At 69.8% G+C, this 19,441-nt stretch carries 19 protein-coding genes; 13 read left to right on the forward strand and 6 right to left on the reverse strand.

The window, feature by feature from the left end:
• Positions 1-2: 2 nt before the first annotated feature.
• Positions 3-281, forward strand: coding sequence for a PspA-associated protein PspAA (gene pspAA, locus BGP73_RS02765; RefSeq protein WP_069811760.1), 279 nt, complete (start codon positions 3-5; stop codon positions 279-281).
• 104 nt (positions 282-385) lie between these two features.
• Here pspAA and nadA read toward each other — a convergent pair whose 3' ends face one another.
• On the reverse strand, positions 386-1,558 hold the full coding sequence (nadA, locus tag BGP73_RS02770) for a quinolinate synthase NadA (protein ID WP_069811761.1): 1,173 nt from the start codon (positions 1,556-1,558) through the stop codon (positions 386-388).
• Positions 1,559-1,810: 252 nt separating this feature from the next.
• Between nadA and BGP73_RS02775 the strand changes: the two genes are divergently transcribed.
• Positions 1,811-2,164, forward strand: coding sequence for a HesB/IscA family protein (locus BGP73_RS02775; protein ID WP_069811762.1), 354 nt, complete (start codon positions 1,811-1,813; stop codon positions 2,162-2,164).
• A gap of 93 nt (positions 2,165-2,257) precedes the next feature.
• On the opposite strand, the gene BGP73_RS02780 is transcribed toward BGP73_RS02775, so the two are convergent.
• A complete protein-coding gene (locus BGP73_RS02780; protein WP_139134521.1) occupies positions 2,258-3,784 on the reverse strand; it encodes a hypothetical protein in 1,527 nt (508 codons plus the stop codon).
• Positions 3,785-4,036: 252 nt separating this feature from the next.
• On the opposite strand from BGP73_RS02780, the gene BGP73_RS02785 reads away from it, so the two are divergent.
• Positions 4,037-5,011, forward strand: a complete 975-nt coding sequence (locus tag BGP73_RS02785) for a carbohydrate kinase family protein (protein WP_069811763.1) — start codon at positions 4,037-4,039, stop codon at positions 5,009-5,011.
• Between the two features lie 82 nt (positions 5,012-5,093).
• Here the strand turns inward: BGP73_RS02785 and BGP73_RS02790 are convergent, their stop codons facing one another.
• A complete protein-coding gene (locus BGP73_RS02790) occupies positions 5,094-6,515 on the reverse strand; it encodes a cysteine desulfurase/sulfurtransferase TusA family protein (RefSeq protein ID WP_069811764.1) in 1,422 nt (473 codons plus the stop codon).
• 458 nt (positions 6,516-6,973) lie between these two features.
• Between BGP73_RS02790 and ctaC the strand changes: the two genes are divergently transcribed.
• The 4 genes from ctaC to BGP73_RS02810 all read left to right on the forward strand — a co-directional run bounded on the left by ctaC (position 6,974) and on the right by BGP73_RS02810 (position 11,433).
• Positions 6,974-7,936, forward strand: coding sequence for an aa3-type cytochrome oxidase subunit II (gene ctaC, locus BGP73_RS02795; RefSeq protein ID WP_069811765.1), 963 nt, complete (start codon positions 6,974-6,976; stop codon positions 7,934-7,936).
• On the forward strand, positions 7,933-9,663 hold the full coding sequence (gene ctaD, locus BGP73_RS02800) for an aa3-type cytochrome oxidase subunit I (RefSeq protein WP_069811766.1): 1,731 nt from the start codon (positions 7,933-7,935) through the stop codon (positions 9,661-9,663). Before ctaC ends, ctaD begins: the two co-directional genes overlap by 4 nt.
• Positions 9,660-10,058 carry a cytochrome c oxidase subunit 4 gene (locus BGP73_RS02805; RefSeq protein ID WP_069811767.1) on the forward strand — a complete coding sequence of 133 codons (399 nt, stop codon included), beginning with the start codon at positions 9,660-9,662 and terminating at the stop codon, positions 10,056-10,058. The genes ctaD and BGP73_RS02805 overlap by 4 nt, the downstream gene beginning before the upstream one ends.
• A gap of 133 nt (positions 10,059-10,191) precedes the next feature.
• The gene (locus BGP73_RS02810; RefSeq protein ID WP_069811768.1) at positions 10,192-11,433 is read left to right on the forward strand and encodes a L,D-transpeptidase; all 1,242 of its coding nucleotides are present in this window, start codon (positions 10,192-10,194) and stop codon (positions 11,431-11,433) included.
• A 131-nt stretch (positions 11,434-11,564) separates the two neighbouring features.
• On the opposite strand, the gene BGP73_RS02815 is transcribed toward BGP73_RS02810, so the two are convergent.
• On the reverse strand, positions 11,565-11,966 hold the full coding sequence (locus tag BGP73_RS02815) for a hypothetical protein (RefSeq protein WP_069811769.1): 402 nt from the start codon (positions 11,964-11,966) through the stop codon (positions 11,565-11,567).
• A gap of 318 nt (positions 11,967-12,284) precedes the next feature.
• Here BGP73_RS02815 and ctaE point away from each other — a divergent pair, with 318 nt between their 5' ends.
• From ctaE to trpD, 5 genes are all read left to right on the forward strand, one after another.
• A complete protein-coding gene (gene ctaE, locus BGP73_RS02820; protein ID WP_069811770.1) occupies positions 12,285-12,896 on the forward strand; it encodes an aa3-type cytochrome oxidase subunit III in 612 nt (203 codons plus the stop codon).
• 71 nt (positions 12,897-12,967) lie between these two features.
• Positions 12,968-13,780: a cytochrome bc1 complex diheme cytochrome c subunit gene (gene qcrC / locus BGP73_RS02825; RefSeq protein WP_069811771.1), complete on the forward strand. Its 813-nt coding sequence runs from the start codon at positions 12,968-12,970 to the stop codon at positions 13,778-13,780.
• Entirely contained in the window at positions 13,777-14,844 is a 1,068-nt protein-coding gene (gene qcrA, locus BGP73_RS02830) for a cytochrome bc1 complex Rieske iron-sulfur subunit (RefSeq protein ID WP_069811772.1), read from the forward strand. Before qcrC ends, qcrA begins: the two co-directional genes overlap by 4 nt.
• Positions 14,841-16,472 carry a cytochrome bc1 complex cytochrome b subunit gene (gene qcrB / locus BGP73_RS02835; RefSeq protein WP_069811773.1) on the forward strand — a complete coding sequence of 544 codons (1,632 nt, stop codon included), beginning with the start codon at positions 14,841-14,843 and terminating at the stop codon, positions 16,470-16,472. The genes qcrA and qcrB overlap by 4 nt, the downstream gene beginning before the upstream one ends.
• A gap of 181 nt (positions 16,473-16,653) precedes the next feature.
• Positions 16,654-17,727, forward strand: a complete 1,074-nt coding sequence (trpD, locus tag BGP73_RS02840) for an anthranilate phosphoribosyltransferase (RefSeq protein ID WP_069811774.1) — start codon at positions 16,654-16,656, stop codon at positions 17,725-17,727.
• A gap of 216 nt (positions 17,728-17,943) precedes the next feature.
• Here the strand turns inward: trpD and BGP73_RS02845 are convergent, their stop codons facing one another.
• Together BGP73_RS02845 and BGP73_RS02850 are read right to left on the reverse strand one after the other, a co-directional pair.
• Positions 17,944-18,225: an Lrp/AsnC family transcriptional regulator gene (locus tag BGP73_RS02845; RefSeq protein WP_069811775.1), complete on the reverse strand. Its 282-nt coding sequence runs from the start codon at positions 18,223-18,225 to the stop codon at positions 17,944-17,946.
• Entirely contained in the window at positions 18,222-18,959 is a 738-nt protein-coding gene (locus BGP73_RS02850) for a rhomboid family intramembrane serine protease (RefSeq protein ID WP_374701113.1), read from the reverse strand. Before BGP73_RS02850 ends, BGP73_RS02845 begins: the two co-directional genes overlap by 4 nt.
• 229 nt (positions 18,960-19,188) lie before the next feature.
• Here BGP73_RS02850 and BGP73_RS02855 point away from each other — a divergent pair, with 229 nt between their 5' ends.
• Positions 19,189-19,431 carry a hypothetical protein gene (locus BGP73_RS02855; RefSeq protein ID WP_069811776.1) on the forward strand — a complete coding sequence of 81 codons (243 nt, stop codon included), beginning with the start codon at positions 19,189-19,191 and terminating at the stop codon, positions 19,429-19,431.
• The last annotated feature ends 10 nt before the right edge of the window (positions 19,432-19,441 follow it).

Here is a 19,441-nt window from a genome sequence, read left to right on the forward strand (position 1 = left end):
TCATGATCGTACGGATCATGGGTGAGGGGCAGGTGGAGCTGGCGGACAGTCACTTCGCCGAACTCAACAAGCTGGACGACGAGCTGCTCGCGGAGATGGAGAGCGGCGACGAGCAGGGTTTCCGGCGCACCCTGGTCGCGCTGCTCGGCGCGGTGCGGGAACTCGGCGAGGCGCTGCCGGACGACTCCCTGGAGCCGTCGGAGCTGATTCTGCCGGCGCCGGACGCCACCCTCGAGGAAGTGCGGGAGATGCTCGACGAGCAGGGGCTGATCCCGGGGTAGCGGTGCCGGGACGGTGACGGGTACGGGCTGGTGGACCTCCGCGGAGGTCCACCAGCCCGTCGCCTTTCCTGCTCCGCCCGAACGCCGGGAGGTGCTCGCCCGGGTCAGGGCAGTGCGAGCATCTGCTCCAGCGCCTGCTTGGCGTACCTCTCCGTCTCCGGATCCACCCGGATGCGGTTGACCGGCTTGCCGTCCGCCAGCGACTCCAGCGCCCAGACCAGGTGCGGCAGGTCGATGCGGTTCATCGTGGAGCAGAAGCAGACCGTCTTGTCGAGGAAGACCACCGTCTTGTCGCTGTGGCGGTTCGCCAGGCGGCGCACCAGGTTCAGCTCGGTGCCGATGGCCCAGCTGGAGCCGGCCGGGGCGGCCTCGAGGGTCTTGATGATGTACTCGGTCGAGCCGACCTGGTCCGCGGCCTGGACCACCTCGTGGCGGCACTCCGGGTGCACCAGGACGTTGACGTCGGGGATCCGGCTCCGGACGTCCCGCACCGAGTCGAGCGAGAAGCGGCCGTGTACCGAGCAGTGGCCGCGCCACAGGATCATCTTGGCGGCGCGGAGCTCCTCCGCGGTCAGCCCGCCGTTCGGTCGGTGCGGGTTGTAGACCACGCAGTCGTCGAGGGACATGCCCATGTCGCGGACCGCGGTGTTGCGGCCCAGGTGCTGGTCGGGGAGGAAGAGCACCTTTTCGCCCTGCTGGAAGGCCCAGTCCAGGGCGCGCGCCGCGTTCGACGAGGTGCAGATCGTGCCGCCGTGCCGGCCGGTGAAGGCCTTGATGTCGGCCGAGGAGTTCATGTACGAGACCGGAACCGTCCGGTCCGCGATCCCGGCGTCGGTCAGCACGTCCCAGCACTCGGCCACCTGCTCGGCGGTGGCCATGTCGGCCATCGAGCAGCCGGCGGCCAGGTCGGGCAGGACGACCTGCTGGTCGTCGGTGGTCAGGATGTCCGCGGACTCGGCCATGAAGTGCACACCGCAGAAGACGATGTACTCGGCCTGCGGGCGGGCGGCCGCGTCCCGGGCCAGCTTGAAGGAGTCGCCGGTGACATCCGCGAACTGGATGACCTCGTCCCGCTGGTAGTGGTGGCCGAGCACGAAGACCCGTTCCCCGAGCCGTTCCTTCGCCGCGCGGGCCCGTTCCACCAGATCCGGGTCGGACGGCGCGGGGAGGTCTCCGGGACACTCCACGCCGCGCTCGCTCTTCGGGTCCGCGTCACGGCCGAGCAGGAGGAGGGCCAGCGGCGTCGGCTGGACGTCGAGAGGTTGGGCGGTGGTCACGTCACGCACCCTTTCTTGGTTTCACAGACACCTTTTCGTCTGATTGACGTTATCTATCATAACCGCTTCGCGTCAGATTGACGATGGGCAAAGCGTCGATGTGACGCATTCCCCGCGTCGGCGCGGTGCTCCCTCTTGCGGCCCGGTGTGCGAGCATGAACGTGGAACGAACGCCGTCGGCCCCGGAATGAAACGGGGGCGCCGTAGGTTCCAGCCCACGGCAGGCGATCCGTACAACCCTGGAGAGAGCAGATGACCGTTCAGGACGAGACCACCGCGAGCGACGGCATTCTCCTGTCCGACACAGCTGCCGCGAAGGTCAAGAGCTTGCTGGAGCAAGAGGGGCGTGACGACCTCTCGCTACGCGTCGCGGTCCAGCCGGGTGGCTGCTCCGGCCTGCGTTACCAGCTGTTCTTCGACGAGCGCTCCCTCGACGGCGACGTGGTGAAGGACTTCGGCGGGGTCAAGGTCGTCACCGACCGGATGAGCGCCCCCTACCTGAGCGGCGCCTCCATCGACTTCGTCGACACCATCGAGAAGCAGGGCTTCACCATCGACAACCCGAACGCCACCGGCTCCTGCGCCTGCGGCGACTCCTTCAGCTGACTCAGCCGGCGGCGGACGCCCCGGACACGACGGAGCGGAGGCGGCGGAACCCCCCACAGGTCCGCCGCCTCCGCCGTCTTTACTCCCCCCGCGCTAATGCTTCAGGGGGACGGTCTCGCCCGTCGTCTCGTCGACCACCTCGCGGTCGCCCAGCGGCTTGTCGAGCGTCACCTTCCGCTCGTGCAGCTTGGCCATCCCGATACAGGCCCGCCCGGGCTCCTTCGGCGCGCCGGAGACCTCAGCCCGCACCGTTCCGGAAGCCGGTTCCGCGGTGGCGGAGTAGTGGCTGCAGACGCCGCCCCAGAACCGCAGCGTCAGGGTGCGCCCGTCCGCCCGGTACGAGTGCAGGCGCGCGGTGGCCTGCCCGTCGGACCGCGTCGGCTTCGGCTCCTTGGGCGACTGCGACGGCGCGTCGAGATACTCCGGGGCGATCGCGGGATGGGTGACCGTGACCGGCGAGCCGCCGGGGCGCTCCACCCGGAAGAGCCAGGAGGGCACCAGGGTGCGTTCGCCCGCCACCGAGTGCGTCGCCAAGCCGAACACCGCCTCCGTGACCTCCGCGGGCTCACCTGCGGGGGACGCCTCCCCCGCGTAGGCGCAGACTCGCGGCGCGGGATCGCCGCCCTTCTTGTGCTCCGCGCCCGCTCCACCCGGCTCGGGCAGCTTGTGCGGGGGCGGGGAGGCGCAGCCGGGAGCGTCGGCGCCGCCGGCCTCGCCCAGCCGGTCGAGCGTCTCCGCGGCGCCGAGCACCGGGTACTCGGCCCCCTTCCGGAACGTCGCCAGATGTCCGCTGCCGCCGACGACCTGGCCGTCCGAACCCACCTGGAAACCAGTGTGCCAGCCGTGGGTTGGCAGCCCGGCCACCACCGGGTCGGCGTTCACCGTCCGCACCGCCCCGATCGTCCGGCCCGCGTCGAGTTTCGCCTTGCCGAGCCCCGCGGCGCGCAGCGCCGGCCGGACGGCCTTCCGCGCCGCCTCCTCGGAGACCGCCCGGCCCGCCGAACCGGCCCGGTCCTCGGCGCGGCAGGCGGTTGACCCGACGTCCTTGCGGTGCTCACCGCTCGCCTGCGGCCCGCAGTCGGTGCCGACCGCGGTGCCGTAGCGGGAGTACGTCCAGGAGCCCGGGGCCTTCTCCACCACTTCGAGCGTCGGCCCGGCGCCCTCCTTGCCCTCGCCCACCGCCCAGACCCCGGCCTCCAGCTTCGGCGTGCCCGGCACATCCAGCGCCGCGGCGAGCCGCTCGACCTGCTCCTCGGTGACCTTCCCGGCGGGGCGGTGCACCGCGGCGCTGCCCGGCCCGGCAGGGAGGTCGCCGGTCGCCCGGTAGCGCTTCCCCGCCGGGTCGGGCTCGCCCGGCGCGATGCCCGGGCCGGCGGGGGCGCGCGGAAGGTCGTCGATGCGCAGCGGGGGCGGTTCGCCCTGCCCCGCCACCTCGCCGCGAGGCCCGCTCGAAGCGGTCGCGGCCCAGAAGGCGCCGCCGCCTCCGGCCAGCAGCACCGCGACGGCCGAGGCGACGACCACCGCGGAACGCTGCCTCTTCGCCCCGGAGGCCGGGCTCTCCGGGCCGTCGGGGCTGTCCGGACTGTCCGGGCGTTCTTCCGAAGTCTTGTCGCTGCTCACCGAATTGCTCCTCTGCCCGCTCGACGGCGATCGTCGGTCCTCGTCTCAGTGAGGACGCCGGTTGGACGGAGCAGTGGCGCGAGTGGTTCCCGCGAGTGCCGGGCCTCAGGGGGACCGCCCTTGGCGGCTGTGACCGCGGTGCGGGGGAAAAGGGCGGCTATCGGGCGGTTTTGACAGGTCGGAAGCGGGAGTCGGAAAGGGTAGCGTGAACTATCCCTATTCCGTCGCCCCCTTCGCAGGAGCAGACCCGTCGTGCATATCGCAGTCACCGGCTCCATCGCCACCGATCACCTGATGACCTTCCCCGGCAGATTCGCCGATCAACTGGTCGCAGATCAGCTGCACACAGTCTCCCTCTCCTTCCTCGTGGACGCCCTGGACGTCCGCCGCGGAGGCGTTGGACCGAACATCTGTTTCGGCATGGGGGTCCTGGGACTTCGGCCGGTGCTGGTCGGCGCCGCCGGCAGCGACTTCGGTGAGTACCGGGCCTGGTTGGAGCGGAACGGCGTCGACACCTCCTCGGTGCACATCTCCGAGATGCTGCACACCGCGCGGTTCGTCTGCACCACCGACACCGACCACAACCAGATCGCCTCCTTCTACACCGGCGCCATGAGCGAGGCCCGGAACATCGAACTCAAGCCGGTGGCGGACCGGCTCGGCGGCCTCGACCTGGTGCTCATCGGCGCGGACGACCCGGAGGCGATGATCCGGCACACCGAGGAGTGCCGCTCCCGGGGGATCCCGTTCGCCGCCGACCCGTCCCAGCAGCTCGCCCGGATGGGCGGCGAGGACATCCGGGTGCTGGTCGAGGGGGCGGCCTACCTCTTCACCAACGAGTACGAGAAGGCGCTGATCGAGTCCAAGACCGGGTGGACGGCCGAGGAGATCCTCACCAAGGTCGGCACCCGGGTCACCACGCTCGGCGCCCGGGGCGTGCGCATCGAGCGGGCGGGTGAGGAGCCGATCGAGGTCGGGTGTCCGGAGGAGGAGGCCAAGGTCGACCCGACGGGCGTCGGCGACGCCTTCCGGGCCGGCTTCGTGGCGGGAGTCTCCTGGAACCTCTCGCTGGAGCGTTCGGCGCAGCTCGGCTGCATGCTGGCGACGCTGGTGATCGAGACGCTGGGCACCCAGGAGTACGAGCTGCGCCGCGGCCACTTCATGGAGCGCTTCGCGAAGGCCTACGGGGAACAGGCGGCGGCGGAGGTCCAGACGCACCTCCCGTAGCCGCGCCCGCCGGGCCGCCCGCCGGGCCGCCCGCCGGGCCGCCCGCCGGGCGGCCCGGAGCGCTGTCCGGAGCGGGCGGGGGTCAGAGCCGGCGGCGCACCAGATAGGCCGCGCCGCGCTCCGCCGCACGCTCGCCCGCGTACTCCTGGCCGCGCATCCTGCACCACGCCGGGATGTCAAGCCGGGCCGCCTCGTCGTCGGAGAGCACGGCGACCAACGAGCCCACCGGCGCCCCACCGATCGCCCTGGCCAACTCGATCACCGGGATCGGGCACCGCTTCCCCAGCGAGTCGACCGTCAGCGCCGGAGCCTCCTCCCGGGCCGGGGCGGCCTCGCCCCGCTGCCGCTCGGCGGCCGGACGGTCCCCGGACGCGCTCGGCGCACCCAGCTTCTCGCGGACACCCCCGACCACCTCCGGCAGCACCGTCAGAAAGCGCTCCACCGTCTCCTCCTCCGTCCCAGGGGGCAGCGAGACGCGGATGTTGCCCTCCGACAGCACCCCCATGGCCCGGAGCACATGGCTCGGGGTCAGTGTGCTCGCGGTGCACGAGGACCCGGAGGAGACCGAGAACCCCCGCCGGTCCAGCTCGTGCAGCAGCGCCTCACCGTCGACGTAGAGGCAGGAGAAGGTCAGCAGGTGCGGCAGTCGGCGCAGCGGGTCGCCGACGACCTCCACCTCCGGCACCAGCTCCGGCACCCGGGCGCGGATCCGGTCCACCAGTGCCCGCAGCCGCTCCGCCTCCGCCGCCGCCTCCTGGCGCACCGCGCGCAGCGAGGCGGCGGCGGCCACCGCCGCCGGGATGTTCTCGAAGCCCGGCGTCCGGCCGTGTTCGCGCTCGTCGGCGGGCGCCGGGCCGGCGAAACGGACCCCCTTCCGCACCACCAGCAGCCCGACGCCCGGCGGCCCGCCCCACTTGTGGGCGCTGGCGGTGAGCAGGGACCAGTCGCCCCCGACCGGACCCCAGCCGAGCGACTGGGCGGCGTCCACCAGCAGCGGCACCTGCGCGGCCCGGCAGATCTCCGCGACCTCCGGCACGGGTTGCTCGGTGCCCACCTCGTGGTTGGCGGACTGGAGGCAGGCGAGTGCGGCGCCGTCGCGCAGCGCCGCCGCGAAGGCGTTCGGCGCCACCCGTCCGCCGTGGTCCACCGGGACGGTCTCCAGCGTGCCGCCGTCGTCCACGTGGACCTGGGCGGCCGCCAGCACACACGAGTGCTCGACGGCGGAGACGACCAGGTGGCGGCTGGCGCGCCGCCGTCCGTTCAGCGCCCCGGCGATCCCGGTGTGCACGGCCTGGGTGCCCGAAGGGGTGAAGGAGAGCTCGTCCGGGCGGCACCCTGCCTCGGCCGCGGCGGTCTCCCGGGCCGCGTCGAGCAGCAGCCGGGCTTTCCGGCCCTCGCGGTGCAGTCGGGCGGGGTCGGCCCAACCGTCCTCCAAGGCGGCCAGCAGAGCCTGCTGGGCCACGGGGTGGAGCGGAGCCGAAGAAGCGCTGTCGAAGTAGGCCACGGCGGCACGGTAACCCGCCCACCGCGCCCGGCCCAGGCGCGGCCCGGCCGGGGGGAAGTCCGAAGTGGAGGGCGGGGGCCACGGGGAGGAGCCCCCGCCGGGTGTGCTTCGATCGGGCGGGGTCGTGTCGTTCGGTCTCCGCGGTGCCGCGCGGCTCCGCGCCTCCGGGGCCGTGCGCCCCGGCCGGCACCGGGAAGCGCTCGCACCGGACCGGCCGAAAGCCCTGGTGACTCCGGCGCGGGAGACCTCCCGCGCCGTGCGATCCCGGGCGCCGGCTCCGGCCGCTTGCTCCCCGGAGATGCAAACGACGCACCCTGGGGCACCCTCCCCGCACGGTGCTCGGGGACGTCCAGTAGGGTTTGGTCCGCATAAACATCCAAACCCTGCCCGTGACAGGGTCGGCGACCGACCAGAGAGCGGCCGCGGATCGGCGGGCGAGACTCTCGGGAAGGCGCTACGTGAGTCCCAACGGCTCCGACCGCTCGTCGCGGCGCCCGATGTGGCGGCTGTTGCCGCAGGCGCTGGCCGCGGGCCTGGTCCTGGTGACCGCCACCGGTTGCACATACAAGGACTTTCCCCGCCTCGGCATGCCGACGCCGATCACGGAGGAGGCTCCCCGGATCCTCTCCCTGTGGCAGGGCTCGTGGGCGGCTGCGCTCGCCACGGGTGCCCTGGTGTGGGGACTGATCCTGTGGAGCATCTTCTTCCACAGGCGCAGCAGGACCAAGGTCGAGGTCCCCCACCAGACCCGCTACAACATGCCCATCGAGGCCCTCTACACGGTGGTCCCGCTGGTCATCATCTCGGTGCTGTTCTACTTCACCGCGCGCGATGAGACCGCGATCCTGAAGACCTCCGCGAAGCCGGACCACGTCATCAACGTGGTGGGCTTCCAGTGGAGCTGGGGCTTCAACTACATGGAGAACGTCGACGGGAACCCGTCCACTCCGAAGAAGCTGCCCTCCGAGGTCAGCTCCATCGCGGACAGCAAGCTCAAGGCGGTCCCCGAGGGCGCCGAGGGCGTCTACGACGTGGGCACTCCCGGAGAGCGCAACCCCCAGAACGGGGACCCGGGCCCGACCCTGTGGCTTCCCAAGGGCGAGACCGTCCAGTTCATCCTCACCTCGCGGGACGTCATCCACTCCTACTGGGTGCCGGCCTTCCTGATGAAGCTGGACGTCATCCCCGGCCACACCAACGTCTTCCAGGTGACCCCGAGCAAGGAGGGCACCTACAAGGGCAAGTGTGCCGAGCTGTGCGGCGTCGACCACTCCCGAATGCTCTTCAACGTCAAGATCGTCTCCCCGGAGCGTTACCAGAAGCACCTGGAAGACCTGGCTAAGAAGGGCCAGACCGGGTACATCCCGGCGGGGATCCCCCAGACTGACGCCGCCAAGAATGCGGAGACGAACAATCCATGAGCATCCTCAATGAATCCCGGGGTGCCGCCGAAGCCGCGCCGGTAGCGGCGCCCGTCCGTCGGAAGAAACCGGGCAGCGCCGTGGTGCGGTGGTTGACCACCACCGACCACAAGACCATCGGCACGATGTACCTGGTGACGGCGTTCGCCTTCTTCATCGTCGGCGGTGTGATGGCGCTGGTGATGCGCGCCGAACTCGCCCGCCCCGGCACGCAGGTGATCTCGAACGAGCAGTTCAACCAGGCGTTCACGATGCACGGCACGATCATGCTGCTGATGTTCGCGACGCCGCTGTTCGCCGGCTTCGCCAACTGGATCATGCCGCTCCAGATCGGCGCGCCGGATGTGGCCTTCCCCCGGCTGAACATGTTCGCCTACTGGCTCTACCTGTTCGGCTCGCTGATCGCGGTGGCCGGCTTCATCACGCCGCAGGGGGCCGCGGACTTCGGCTGGTTCGGTTACACCCCGCTCTCCGACGCGGTCCACACCCCCGGTGTCGGCGCCGACATGTGGATCATGGGTCTGGCCCTCTCCGGCTTCGGCACGATCCTGGGTTCGGTCAACTTCATCACCACCGTCATCTGCATGCGGGCGCCCGGGATGACGATGTTCCGGATGCCGATCTTCACCTGGAACGTGCTGCTCACCGGTGTGCTGGTGCTGCTGGCCTTCCCGGTGCTGGCGGGTGCGCTGCTGGCGCTGGAGGTGGACCGGAAGTTCGGTGCCCACATCTTCGACGCCGCCAACGGCGGCGCGCTGCTGTGGCAGCACCTGTTCTGGTTCTTCGGGCACCCCGAGGTGTACATCATCGCCCTGCCGTTCTTCGGCATCGTCTCCGAGGTCATCCCGGTCTTCAGCCGGAAGCCGATGTTCGGCTACATCGGCCTGATCGGCGCGACGATCTCCATCGCCGGTCTCTCGGTGACGGTGTGGGCGCACCACATGTACGCCACCGGAGGCGTGCTACTACCCTTCTTCGCGTTCATGACCTTCCTGATCGCGGTGCCGACCGGTGTGAAGTTCTTCAACTGGGTGGGCACCATGTGGAAGGGCAGTCTCAGTTTCGAGACACCGATGCTCTGGGCGGTCGGCTTCCTGGTGACCTTCCTCTTCGGTGGCCTGACGGGCGTCATCCTCGCCTCCCCGCCGCTGGACCTGCACGTGTCCGACTCCTACTTCGTGGTGGCGCACTTCCACTACGTGGTCTTCGGCACGGTCGTCTTCGCGATGTTCTCCGGCTTCCACTTCTGGTGGCCGAAGTTCACCGGCAAGATGCTCGACGAGCGGCTCGGCAAGATCACCTTCTGGACGCTGTTCGTGGGCTTCCACGGCACGTTCCTGGTGCAGCACTGGCTCGGTGCGGAGGGCATGCCTCGGCGGTACCCGGACTACCTTGCCGCGGACGGCTTCACGCTGCTCAACACCGTCTCCACGATCGCCTCGTTCCTGCTGGGGCTGTCGGTGCTGCCGTTCTTCTACAACATCTGGAAGACCGCGAAGTACGCGCCGAAGGTCGAGGTCGACGACCCCTGGGGTTACGGCCGTTCGCTGGAGTGGGCGACTTCCTGCCCGCCGCCGCGGCACAACTTCCTCTCGCTGCCGCGGATCCGCTCCGAATCGCCGGCGTTCGACCTGCATCACCCGGAGATCACGGAGATGGAGCAGCTCGAGGCCCGCGAGACGGTGGCCGCCAAGGCCGTGACCGGTGACAAGGAGGCCGGCAAGTGAAGATCCAGGGACGCATTTTCGCCTGGCTGGCCGTCTTCCTCCTGATCGTCTCGATCGTCTACGGGGTCTGGTCGAAGGAGCCGGTCGGCACCACCGCCCTGTTCCTCGGCTTCGGCCTGGCGATCATGATCGGCTTCTACCTGGCCTACACCGCTCGCCGGGTGGACGCGGGCGCGCAGGACAACAAGGAGGCCGAGGTAGCGGACGAGGCCGGCGAGGTGGGCTTCTTCAGCCCGTACAGCTGGCAGCCGCTGGCGCTGGCCGTCGGGTGCGCGCTCATCTTCCTGGGCATCGCCTTCGGCTGGTGGCTGATGTACTACTCGGTGCCGTTCCTCCTCCTGGGGGTCTTCGGCTGGGTGTTCGAGTACTACCACGGCGAGAACCAGAACCAGTGAGTCCCGTGCGCCCTCGGGCGCACGGAGGCTCGTCGAGCCGGCCCCTCGGGACCTCGGAGTCCCGGGAGGTCGGCTCGACCCGTTCGGCCGCATCCAGCGGGCTGAAGGGGTTGACTTTCCATAATTTGTGGCCATGAGTCGCATACGCGGATTTCCGACGGTGCCGGTCTTCGCCCTGCTGATACCCGGGCTCGCGCTCGGTTCGGCGGCCTGCGCGGGTGACCCGCACCCCCTGTCCAGCAAGCCCTACGACGCCTCCGAGCAGATCGTCTTCAACGGCGACGGCGACCAGAAGGTCAACCCGGACAAGCCGCTGGAGATCACCGCCCGGAAGGGTGGCCGAATAACCGACGTCACCGCGACGGACGCCGCCGGACGCCACGTACGCGGCGCTCTCACCCACGACGGAACACGTTGGCAGAGCACCACCCCGCTGGCCGCCGGGGCGCACTACACGGTCCGGGTCAGCACCGAGAACGGTGACGGCGACCCGGGCCTCCGCAGCATCGGCTTCCAGACCGCCGGAGCCGACCAACTGCTCCGGGTGGCCTTCGGCCCGGACAGCGGCACCTACGGGGTCGGGCAGCCCATCACCGCCGAACTCAGCCGGCCGATCAAGAGCCACAAGGACCGGGCCACCGTGGAACGGGCCCTGAGGGTCGAGTCACACCCACGGGTGACCGGTCTCTGGCACTGGGTGGACAACAAGACGCTCCACTACCGCCCACGCGAGTACTGGCCCGCGGGCGCCAGGATCGAGGTGCACAGCGGCCTCCAGGGCGTCCGGGTGGGCAAGATGCGCGGCGGCGCCGCCAAGCCCCTGAAACTACGGATCGGCGCCCGCGTGGAGGCCGTCACCGACGCCTCCCGGCACACCATGACCGTCAAACGGAACGGCAAGGTGCTGCGGACCATCCCGGTCACCACCGGCAAACCCGGCTTCGACACCCGCAACGGCATCAAGACGATCCTCGGCAAAGAGGCCTTCGTGCAGATGCGCAGTCAGAGCGTGGGCATCGCCGCGGGCAGCGCGGAGTCCTACGACCTCGGGGTGCACTGGGCCACCCGGGTCACCTGGAGCGGGGAGTACCTGCACGCCGCGCCCTGGTCCGTCGGATCGCAGGGCAGCGCCAACACCAGCCACGGCTGCACCGGGATGAGCACGGAGAACGCCAAGTGGTTCTTCGACCACGTGCGGGTCGGGGACATCGTGGTCGTCAAGGGCAGCGGCGGCGAGAAGATGACGCCCTTCGACAACGGTTTCGGCGACTGGAACCTGAGTTGGGCGAAGTGGCGGGCCGGGAGCGCCACCCAGAGCTCCGGAGCAGGCGGCGCCGGGGCGGCCCAGTCGAGCAGGCTCCGGCCCGGCGTCTGAGCCCCGCGCCGAGGCCTCCGCGCACGGCGCGGGGGCGGCGGCCCGGGGCCCGCAACGGCCCGAAGCCGGCCGTGGCGCCGATCGCCCGGTGCCACGGCCGGCTTCGGGCCGACGAGAAGCCGTGCGGGCGGTCAGGCCTGCACGGCCTGCCGGGTGCGCAGCAGCCCGGCGAGCTCGTCCGCGAACTCCACGGGGTCGATCGGGTGGGTCACCGCGGCCTCGGCCCGGCTCCAGGTCGCCAGCCAGGCGTCCTGGGGACGGCCGATGAGGAGCAGCACGGGCGGGCAGCGGAAGATCTCGTCCTTGATCTGGCGGCAGACCCCCATGCCGCCGGCCGGGCTGGTCTCACCGTCGAGGACGCAGACGTCGATCCCGCCCTGCTCGAGCGCGGTGAGCACGGCCGGGAGGGTGGCGCACTCCAGGAGCTCCACCGGGGGCACGTCGGCCGCGGGGCGGCGGCCGGTCGCCAGCCGTACCTGTTCGCGGGTGCTCGCGTTGTCGCTGTAGACCAGCACCGTCGCGGTCGGCTGCATCGTTCCTCCATGCTTCATGCTCGGACTGCTCCGTCTCCGGACCGCTCGGTACGGAACGGGCCGTCCAGGAGCGCTCTCTGGGGGTCGCGGGGGACCCCATAGGCGGATGCTACTCCGCGGAGGGGGCCCCGGAGGAGGGTGTGGGCGCAACGGAGGCCCACTCGGCGCCGGCGCCGTCCGCGGCGGGCGTCCGCGGCCCCCGGGGACGGGCATCCGAGCCCCCTCGGCACAGGCCGCACGATCTGCGCAAATGGGCCTGACACTCCGAAGAGCACCCCCCGGGGTGAGGGCGGGATAAGCGACCGACATAATGTCGGCGTGGCGACAGCAACGACAGTAGACACCGGGCAAGCGCATCCGCCGGTCAATCGGCCGAACATCACCAGCGTCGGAACCATCATCTGGTTGAGCTCCGAGCTGATGTTCTTCGCTGCCCTCTTCGCGATGTACTTCACCCTGCGGTCGGTGAGCGGTGCCGAGCACTGGAAGGAAATGGCGTCCGCGCTGGACTTCAAGTTCTCAGCGGGGAACACAACGATCCTGGTCCTCTCCTCACTCGCCTGCCAGTTCGGCGTCTTCGCCGCCGAGCGGGGCGATGTGAAGAAGCTGCGTACCTGGTTCATCATCACGTTCGTGATGGGGTCGGTCTTCATCGGCGGCCAGGTCTTCGAGTACACCGAGCTGGTCAAGAAGGAGGGGCTCTCGCTCTCCTCGGACCCCTACGGCTCGGTGTTCTACCTGACCACCGGCTTCCACGGGATCCACGTGACGGGCGGCCTGCTGGCCTTCCTGCTGATCCTGGCCCGGACCTACGCGGCCAAGAGGTTCACCCACGAACAGGCCACCTCGGCCATCGTCGTGTCCTATTACTGGCACTTCGTCGACGTGGTCTGGATCGGCCTTTTCGCCACCATCTACATGATCAAGTAATGGGGGCCCGCCGGCCCGCAGACACTCAACCAGAAGCATCGACGCAGAAGATCCTGACACCGGGGTAATCCGTGAAAAAGCTCTCCGCACGACGGCGCCATCCGCTGGCGGCGCTCGTCGTCCTACTCTTCGCGCTGGCGGTCACCGGGGGGCTGTACGCCGCGCTCGCTCCCGCGGACAAGGCCCAGGCTGAAGCCACCGCCCAGTCCCCCAATGGCATCGAGGAGGGCAAGAAGCTCTACGCTGTCGGCTGCGCCAGCTGCCACGGCACCGGCGGTCAGGGGACCACTGACGGGCCGAGCCTGGTGGGTGTCGGTGCCGCTTCCGTGGACTTCCAGGTCGGTACCGGACGGATGCCGGCCCAGCAGCCGGGCGCCCAGGTGCCGAAGAAGCCCGCGAAGTACACGCAGACCGAGATCAACCACCTCGCTGCCTACGTCGCCTCCCTCGGTCCGGGTCCGAACATCCCGTCCGAGAACCAGTACAGCCCGGAGAACGCGGACATCGCCAAGGGCGGTGAGCTGTTCCGCACCAACTGCGCGCAGTGCCACAACTTCACCGGCCGGGGTGGAGCGCTGACCGACGGCAAGTACGCGCCGGACCTCGAGGGCGTCAGCCCCAAGCACATCTACGAGGCCATGGTCACCGGCCCGCAGAACATGCCCTCGTTCCCCGACACCACGCTGCCGGAGAGCGAGAAGAAGGACATCATCGCCTACCTCGGCGAGGTCAACAGCGACCAGTCGAAGAGCCCTGGTGGCTTCGCGCTCGGCGGGTTCGGCCCGGTCAGCGAGGGTCTGTTCGCCTGGGTCTTCGGCATGGGTGCTCTGGTCGCCGCCGCTGTCTGGCTCGCGGCCCGGACGGCAAAGGTCAAGAAGTCATGAGTCAGACTGGATCGAACAAAGACGTGTCCGAAGAAAACCTGCCGAGTGAGCAGGCCACGGCTCGCGACGGCGCCGTAGTGTCCGCGGACGACCCGTTCGCGGATCCCGGGCTGCCGCCCCACCAGCACCGCGTCCAGGACATCGACGAGCGGGCCGCCAAGCGGTCGGAGCGCACCGTCGCCCTGTTCTTCGTGCTGTCCATGCTGGCCACCGTCGGCTTCATCGCCTCGTACGTCGCCTTCTCGATCGACAAGATCGTGTATGTGTGGCCGTTGGGGCACGTCAGCGCGCTCAACCTCTCGCTGGGGCTCACCCTCGGCGTGGCGCTGTTCTTCATCGGTGCGGGCGCCATCCACTGGGCCCGCACCCTGATGACCGACGTGGAGGTCTCCGACGACCGGCACCCCATCGCGGCGACGCCGGAGGTCAAGGCCAAGGTCATGTCCGACTTCCGGGAGGGGGTGGACGAGTCCGGGTTCGGCCGCCGCAAGCTGATCCGCAACACCATGTTCGGCGCGCTGGCCCTGGTGCCGCTCTCCGGTGTGGTGCTGCTCCGGGACCTCGGGCCGCTGCCTGAGGACAAGCTCCGGCACACCCTCTGGTCGAAGGGCAAGTTGCTGGTCAACCAGAACACCAACCAGCCGCTGCGCCCCGAGGACATCCCCGTAGGCTCGCTGACCTTCGCCAAGCCCGAGGGGCTGGAGGACGACGACCACGACTTCCAGAAGGAGATCGCCAAGGCGGCCCTGATGATCGTCCGGATCCAGCCGGAGGACATCAAGGACAAGCGCGAACTCGACTGGTCGCACGAGGGCATCGTCGCCTACTCGAAGATCTGCACCCACGTGGGCTGCCCGGTCAGTCTCTACGAGCAGCAGACGCACCACGTGCTCTGCCCCTGCCACCAGTCGACGTTCGACCTCGCCGACGGTGCGCGAGTGATCTTCGGTCCGGCCGGCCATGCGCTGCCGCAGCTGCGGATCGGTGTTAACAAGGACGGTTACCTCGAGGCGCTCGGTGACTTCGAGGAGCCTGTCGGCCCGAGTTTCTGGGAGCGCGGATGAGTACTGCTACCGACACGCGGCGGGGGAAGGCGCCCGCCGGTGAACGCGTGGCCGACTGGGTCGACGGCCGGCTTGGCATCTACAACATCGCCAAGTCCAACATGCGCAAGCTGTTCCCGGACCACTGGTCCTTCATGCTCGGCGAGATCGCGCTGTACAGCTTCATCATCATCATCCTCACGGGTGTGTACCTGACGCTGTTCTTCGTGCCGAGCATGGGCGAAGTGACGTACCAAGGCTCGTACGTGCCGATGCACGGCATCCAGATGTCGGAGGCCTACGCCTCGACACTGAAGATCAGCTTCGACATCCGTGGCGGTCTGCTCATCCGGCAGATCCACCACTGGGCCGCGCTGATCTTCCTCGTGACGATGTTCGTCCACATGATGCGGGTGTTCTTCACCGGAGCCTTCCGCAAGCCGCGTGAGATCAACTGGCTGTTCGGCTTCCTACTGTTCGTGCTGGGCATGTTCACCGGCTTCACCGGCTACTCGCTCCCGGACGACCTGCTGTCGGGCACCGGCGTGCGGTTCATGGAGGGCGCGGTCCTCTCCATGCCGGTTGTCGGCACCTACATCTCGATGTTCCTCTTCGGCGGCGAGTTCCCCGGCACGGACATCATCCCGAGGTTCTTCACCATCCACATCCTGCTGCTGCCGGGCATCATGCTCGGCCTGGTGGTGGCGCACCTGATCCTGGTCTTCTACCACAAGCACACGCAGTTCGCGGGCCCCGGCAAGAACAACAAGAACGTCGTGGGCATGCCGCTGCTGCCGGTGTACATGGCCAAGGCGGGTGGCTTCTTCTTCGTGGTGTTCGGCATCATCGCGGCGATCGCGGCGGTGTTCACCATCAACCCGGTCTGGAACATCGGTCCCTACCGGCCCGACCAGGTGTCCACCGGAGCGCAGCCCGACTGGTACATGGGCTTCTCCGAGGGCCTGATCCGGGTGATGCCCGCCTGGGAGATCAACTTCTGGGGTCACACGCTCGCACTGGGCGTGGCCATCCCGCTGATGATCATCTTCCCGCTGGTGCTGCTCTCCATCGCCGCCTACCCGTTCATCGAGGCGTGGGTGACCGGGGACAAGCGCGAGCACCACATCCTGGACCGCCCGCGCAACGCCCCCGTCCGCACCGGTTTCGGAGCGGCCTGGATCAGCTGGTACTTCGTACTGCTGGTCGGCGGCGGCAACGACCTCTGGGCCACCCACTTCGACCTGTCGATCAACGCGATCACCTGGTTCGTCCGGGTGGGCTTCTTCCTGGTGCCGCTGGTGACGTTCATGGTGACCAAGCGGATCTGCATGGGCCTGCAGCGCAAGGACCGGGAGAAGGTGCTGCACGGGCGGGAGTCGGGCATCATCAAGCGGCTGCCGCACGGTGAGTTCGTCGAGGTGCACGAGCCCCTCTCGCAGGAGCAGCTGCACACCCTCACCGCCCATGACCAGCCCAAGCCCTTCGACCCGGGACCGGCGGTCGACGAGAACGGCGTTCGGCGGCGGATCCCGATCACGGACCGGGTGCGGGCCAAGCTCTCCCGGGGCTGGTACGGGGAGCATGCGTTCATCCCCAAGCCGACTCCGGAGGAGTTCAGGGAGATCACCAGCGGCGACGGTCACCACTGACCCTGCCGTGTCGGGCCGCTCGGCCCGAGAAGTGGGCCGGGGCCCTGTGCGTACTCTCGGGTGCGCGCGGGGCCCCGGCCCTTTCCACCGGCCGCCCCGCCGGACCGCTCAGCAGCCACGGATAGGCTGGTGGGGGGCTTCGAGGCGGCCCTCACGATCTGTCCACGACCAGGAGCGGACCATGGAGCTTGTGACCCCGGCCGGAGGAGACAGCGGCGTGGCGGCCCGTACCTGGTCGGACGTACTGGAATCGCTGCTGGCCGGAGCCGACCTGAGCGCGGACGACACCGCCTGGGCGATGGACCGGATCATGCGCGGGGAGGCGTCCGACGCGCAGATCGCCGGCTTCGCGGTCGCCCTGCGGGCCAAGGGGGAGACGGTCGCCGAGGTCTCCGGGCTGGTGCGCACGATGTACGAACACGCTCGGTTGATCGAGGTTCCGGGGCCGGCGGTCGACATCGTGGGGACCGGGGGCGACCGCGCCAAGACGGTCAACATCTCCACCATGTCGTCGATCGTGGTGGCCGCTACGGGGGTCAAGGTCGTCAAGCACGGCAACCGTGCCGCCTCCTCCGCCAGCGGCGCTTCGGACGTCCTGGAGAAGCTGGGCGTCAATCTGGACCTGACCCCGAAGCGGGTGGCCGAGGTGGCCGAAGAGGTCGGGATCACCTTCTGTTTCGCGGTGCGCTTCCACCCGTCGCTGCGCTACGTGGCGCCCGCCCGCCGGGAACTCGGCATCGCCACCACCTTCAACTTCCTCGGCCCCCTCACCAACCCGGCGCGGGTACGTGCCCAGGCCACCGGGGTGGCCAACGAGCGGATGGCGCCGATCGTGGCGGGGGTTCTCGCGGAGCGGGGCTCCTCGGCCCTGGTCTTCCGCGGTGACGACGGTCTCGACGAGTTGACCACTACCGCCACCTCGCGGGTGTGGGTGGTGCGCGACGGCCGGGTGCGGGAGGAGAGGTTCGACCCGCGGGAGGTGGGCCTGCCGCTCGTGCCGGTCGAGGCGCTGCGCGGCGCCGACGCCTCCTACAACGCCGACGTCGCACGCAGGTTGCTGGGCGGCGAGCCCGGCCCGGTGCGTGACGCGGTGCTGCTGAACTCCGCCGCCGCCCTCGTCGCCCAGGACGAGCCGTCGGAGGCCCCGCTCGCCGAGCGGATCAGCGGCGCGATGCGGCGGGCCGCCGAGGCGATCGACTCCGGCGCGGCCCGCCGGACGCTGGAACACTGGGTCACGGCGACGAACAGGGGCTGACCGGTCGACTGAGTCTCCGCCCCGGGCCCCGGTCGGTCCGGGGCGGCGCTGGTTTGGCAGGGCCGCCACGCGGAGCCGCCGGACCATCGCTGCGGGGCGGGAGCCTCCGCCCGTCCCTCCGTGTACGGCTCGCCGGTCGGTGCCGCTCCGGACTCCGACACCGTCCCTCCGGCTCTCGGGCCGCCCGGCAGCGGCGGAGGCTGACCGGTCGCGGCGTCAGGAGTCCAGGCCGATGGCGAAGGCGGCCTCGAGGTCGTGCTGGGAGTAGGTGCGGAAGGCCACATGGGTGTCGGTCGCCTCCACCCCCGGGACCTTGCTGATCCGTCCGGGGATGACGTCCGCCAGATCGTCGTGGCAGGCCACCCGGACCATCGCCACCAGGTCGTAGGTGCCGGTGACGGAGTAGACCTCGCTGACCGACTCCAGGGCGGCGATCGACTCGGCGATCTCGGGAATCCGGTCCACGGTGGTCTTGATGAGCACGATCGCGGTGATCACGGTTGGCTTTCTCCCTCGGTCGCCCTGGCTACGCCGCTCACTCTAGTGCCACGCCCGTAGTGGGCCCACGTGTAGCAGAAGCCGAGGCCGAAGCCCGCGAGGTGGGCGAGGTAGGCGACGGCGGGCCCCTCCACGGTGGTCCGGGTGGCCAGCCACTGGAGGGTCAACCAGAAGGGGAGGACGACCCAGGCGGGGAAGCGGAGCGGCAGGAAGAACAGGAACGGGAAGAGACTGGTGATCCGAGCCCTGGGGAAGTGGTAGAGGAAGGCGCCGAGGAGCCCCGCGACGGCGCCCGAGGCGCCGACGAGCGTCTGCGGGTCGGTGGGGTTGGCGAGGGCGAAGGCGAGCAGGGCCAGGACGCCGCAGCAGAGGTAGAAGAGAGTGAAGCGGACGCGCCCCATCCGGGTTTCGACCATGCCGCCGAAGACGTACAGGAAGAGCATGTTCCCGATCAGGTGCAGCCAGCTGCCGTGGACGAACAGGGCGGTCAGCAGGGTGAGCAGCGCCCGGGGCTTCCCGCCGATCAGGTCGCGCGGGATCACCCCCCAGTGGCGGAAGTACCGCAGCTGTTCCGCCACGGCCCCGTCTCCGTGCCGGTCGGTGACGGCGAACCCGGAGACCGGGCTCAGCAGGAAGACGAGGCAGCAGAGTCCGATCAGGAACCAGGTGACCAGCGGAGCGTCGGATCGCGCCGCTCGCCGGACGGCGGCGGTGGCCGAGCGCACCTTTCTGATCACCCACGGATCATGTCGCACCGGGGTGCGGCCCCGCACGGTGCCTCGCCGTCATGGTCGCCCAGCGTCCGCGCGCGCCATCCGTCAGGCCGTAGGGTTGTGAAAAGCAGATCCGCGGTCCGAGGCGCGCCGCGGACGGTGGGCGCTCTGCGGGGCGGACCGCGAGGCTGCGTCACAGGCCCAGTCTCACGCGACACCGACGCGGAGCGGTGAGAAGGAGGATGGCACGATGGGTGATGTTCCCCAGCCGACGGCCGAGACCCGCTGGCGCTGCACACTGTGCGGCAATCTCACCCGCTTCGACGTGACGCGGTCGACCAGGGCCGTCGAGTACGTGCACCTGGACCTCTCCGGAGAGCCCAGGACCGAGGAGCGCAACGTGCTCAGCGAGACACTCGAGTCGGTGCGCTGCCGTTGGTGCAACGCGGTGGACCAGGTCGAGCTGGTGGACAGGCCCGGGGCGAGCACATGAGATCGGAGCG

This window comes from Streptomyces sp. TP-A0874 (assembly GCF_001748085.1).
Taxonomy (GTDB): domain Bacteria; phylum Actinomycetota; class Actinomycetes; order Streptomycetales; family Streptomycetaceae; genus Streptomyces.

Excerpts from the sequence above, each read along its gene's own strand:
- pspAA (WP_069811760.1), top strand. The coding sequence starts at position 3 with ATGATCGTACGGATCATGGGTGAGGGGCAGGTGGAGCTGGCGGACAGT.
- BGP73_RS02775 (WP_069811762.1), top strand. The coding sequence starts at position 1,811 with ATGACCGTTCAGGACGAGACCACCGCGAGCGACGGCATTCTCCTGTCC.
- ctaD (WP_069811766.1), top strand. The coding sequence starts at position 7,933 with ATGAGCATCCTCAATGAATCCCGGGGTGCCGCCGAAGCCGCGCCGGTA.
- BGP73_RS02810 (WP_069811768.1), top strand. The coding sequence starts at position 10,192 with ATGAGTCGCATACGCGGATTTCCGACGGTGCCGGTCTTCGCCCTGCTG.
- BGP73_RS02815 (WP_069811769.1), bottom strand. The coding sequence starts at position 11,966 with ATGCAGCCGACCGCGACGGTGCTGGTCTACAGCGACAACGCGAGCACC.
- qcrA (WP_069811772.1), top strand. The coding sequence starts at position 13,777 with ATGAGTCAGACTGGATCGAACAAAGACGTGTCCGAAGAAAACCTGCCG.
- qcrB (WP_069811773.1), top strand. The coding sequence starts at position 14,841 with ATGAGTACTGCTACCGACACGCGGCGGGGGAAGGCGCCCGCCGGTGAA.
- trpD (WP_069811774.1), top strand. The coding sequence starts at position 16,654 with ATGGAGCTTGTGACCCCGGCCGGAGGAGACAGCGGCGTGGCGGCCCGT.
- BGP73_RS02855 (WP_069811776.1), top strand. The coding sequence starts at position 19,189 with ATGGGTGATGTTCCCCAGCCGACGGCCGAGACCCGCTGGCGCTGCACA.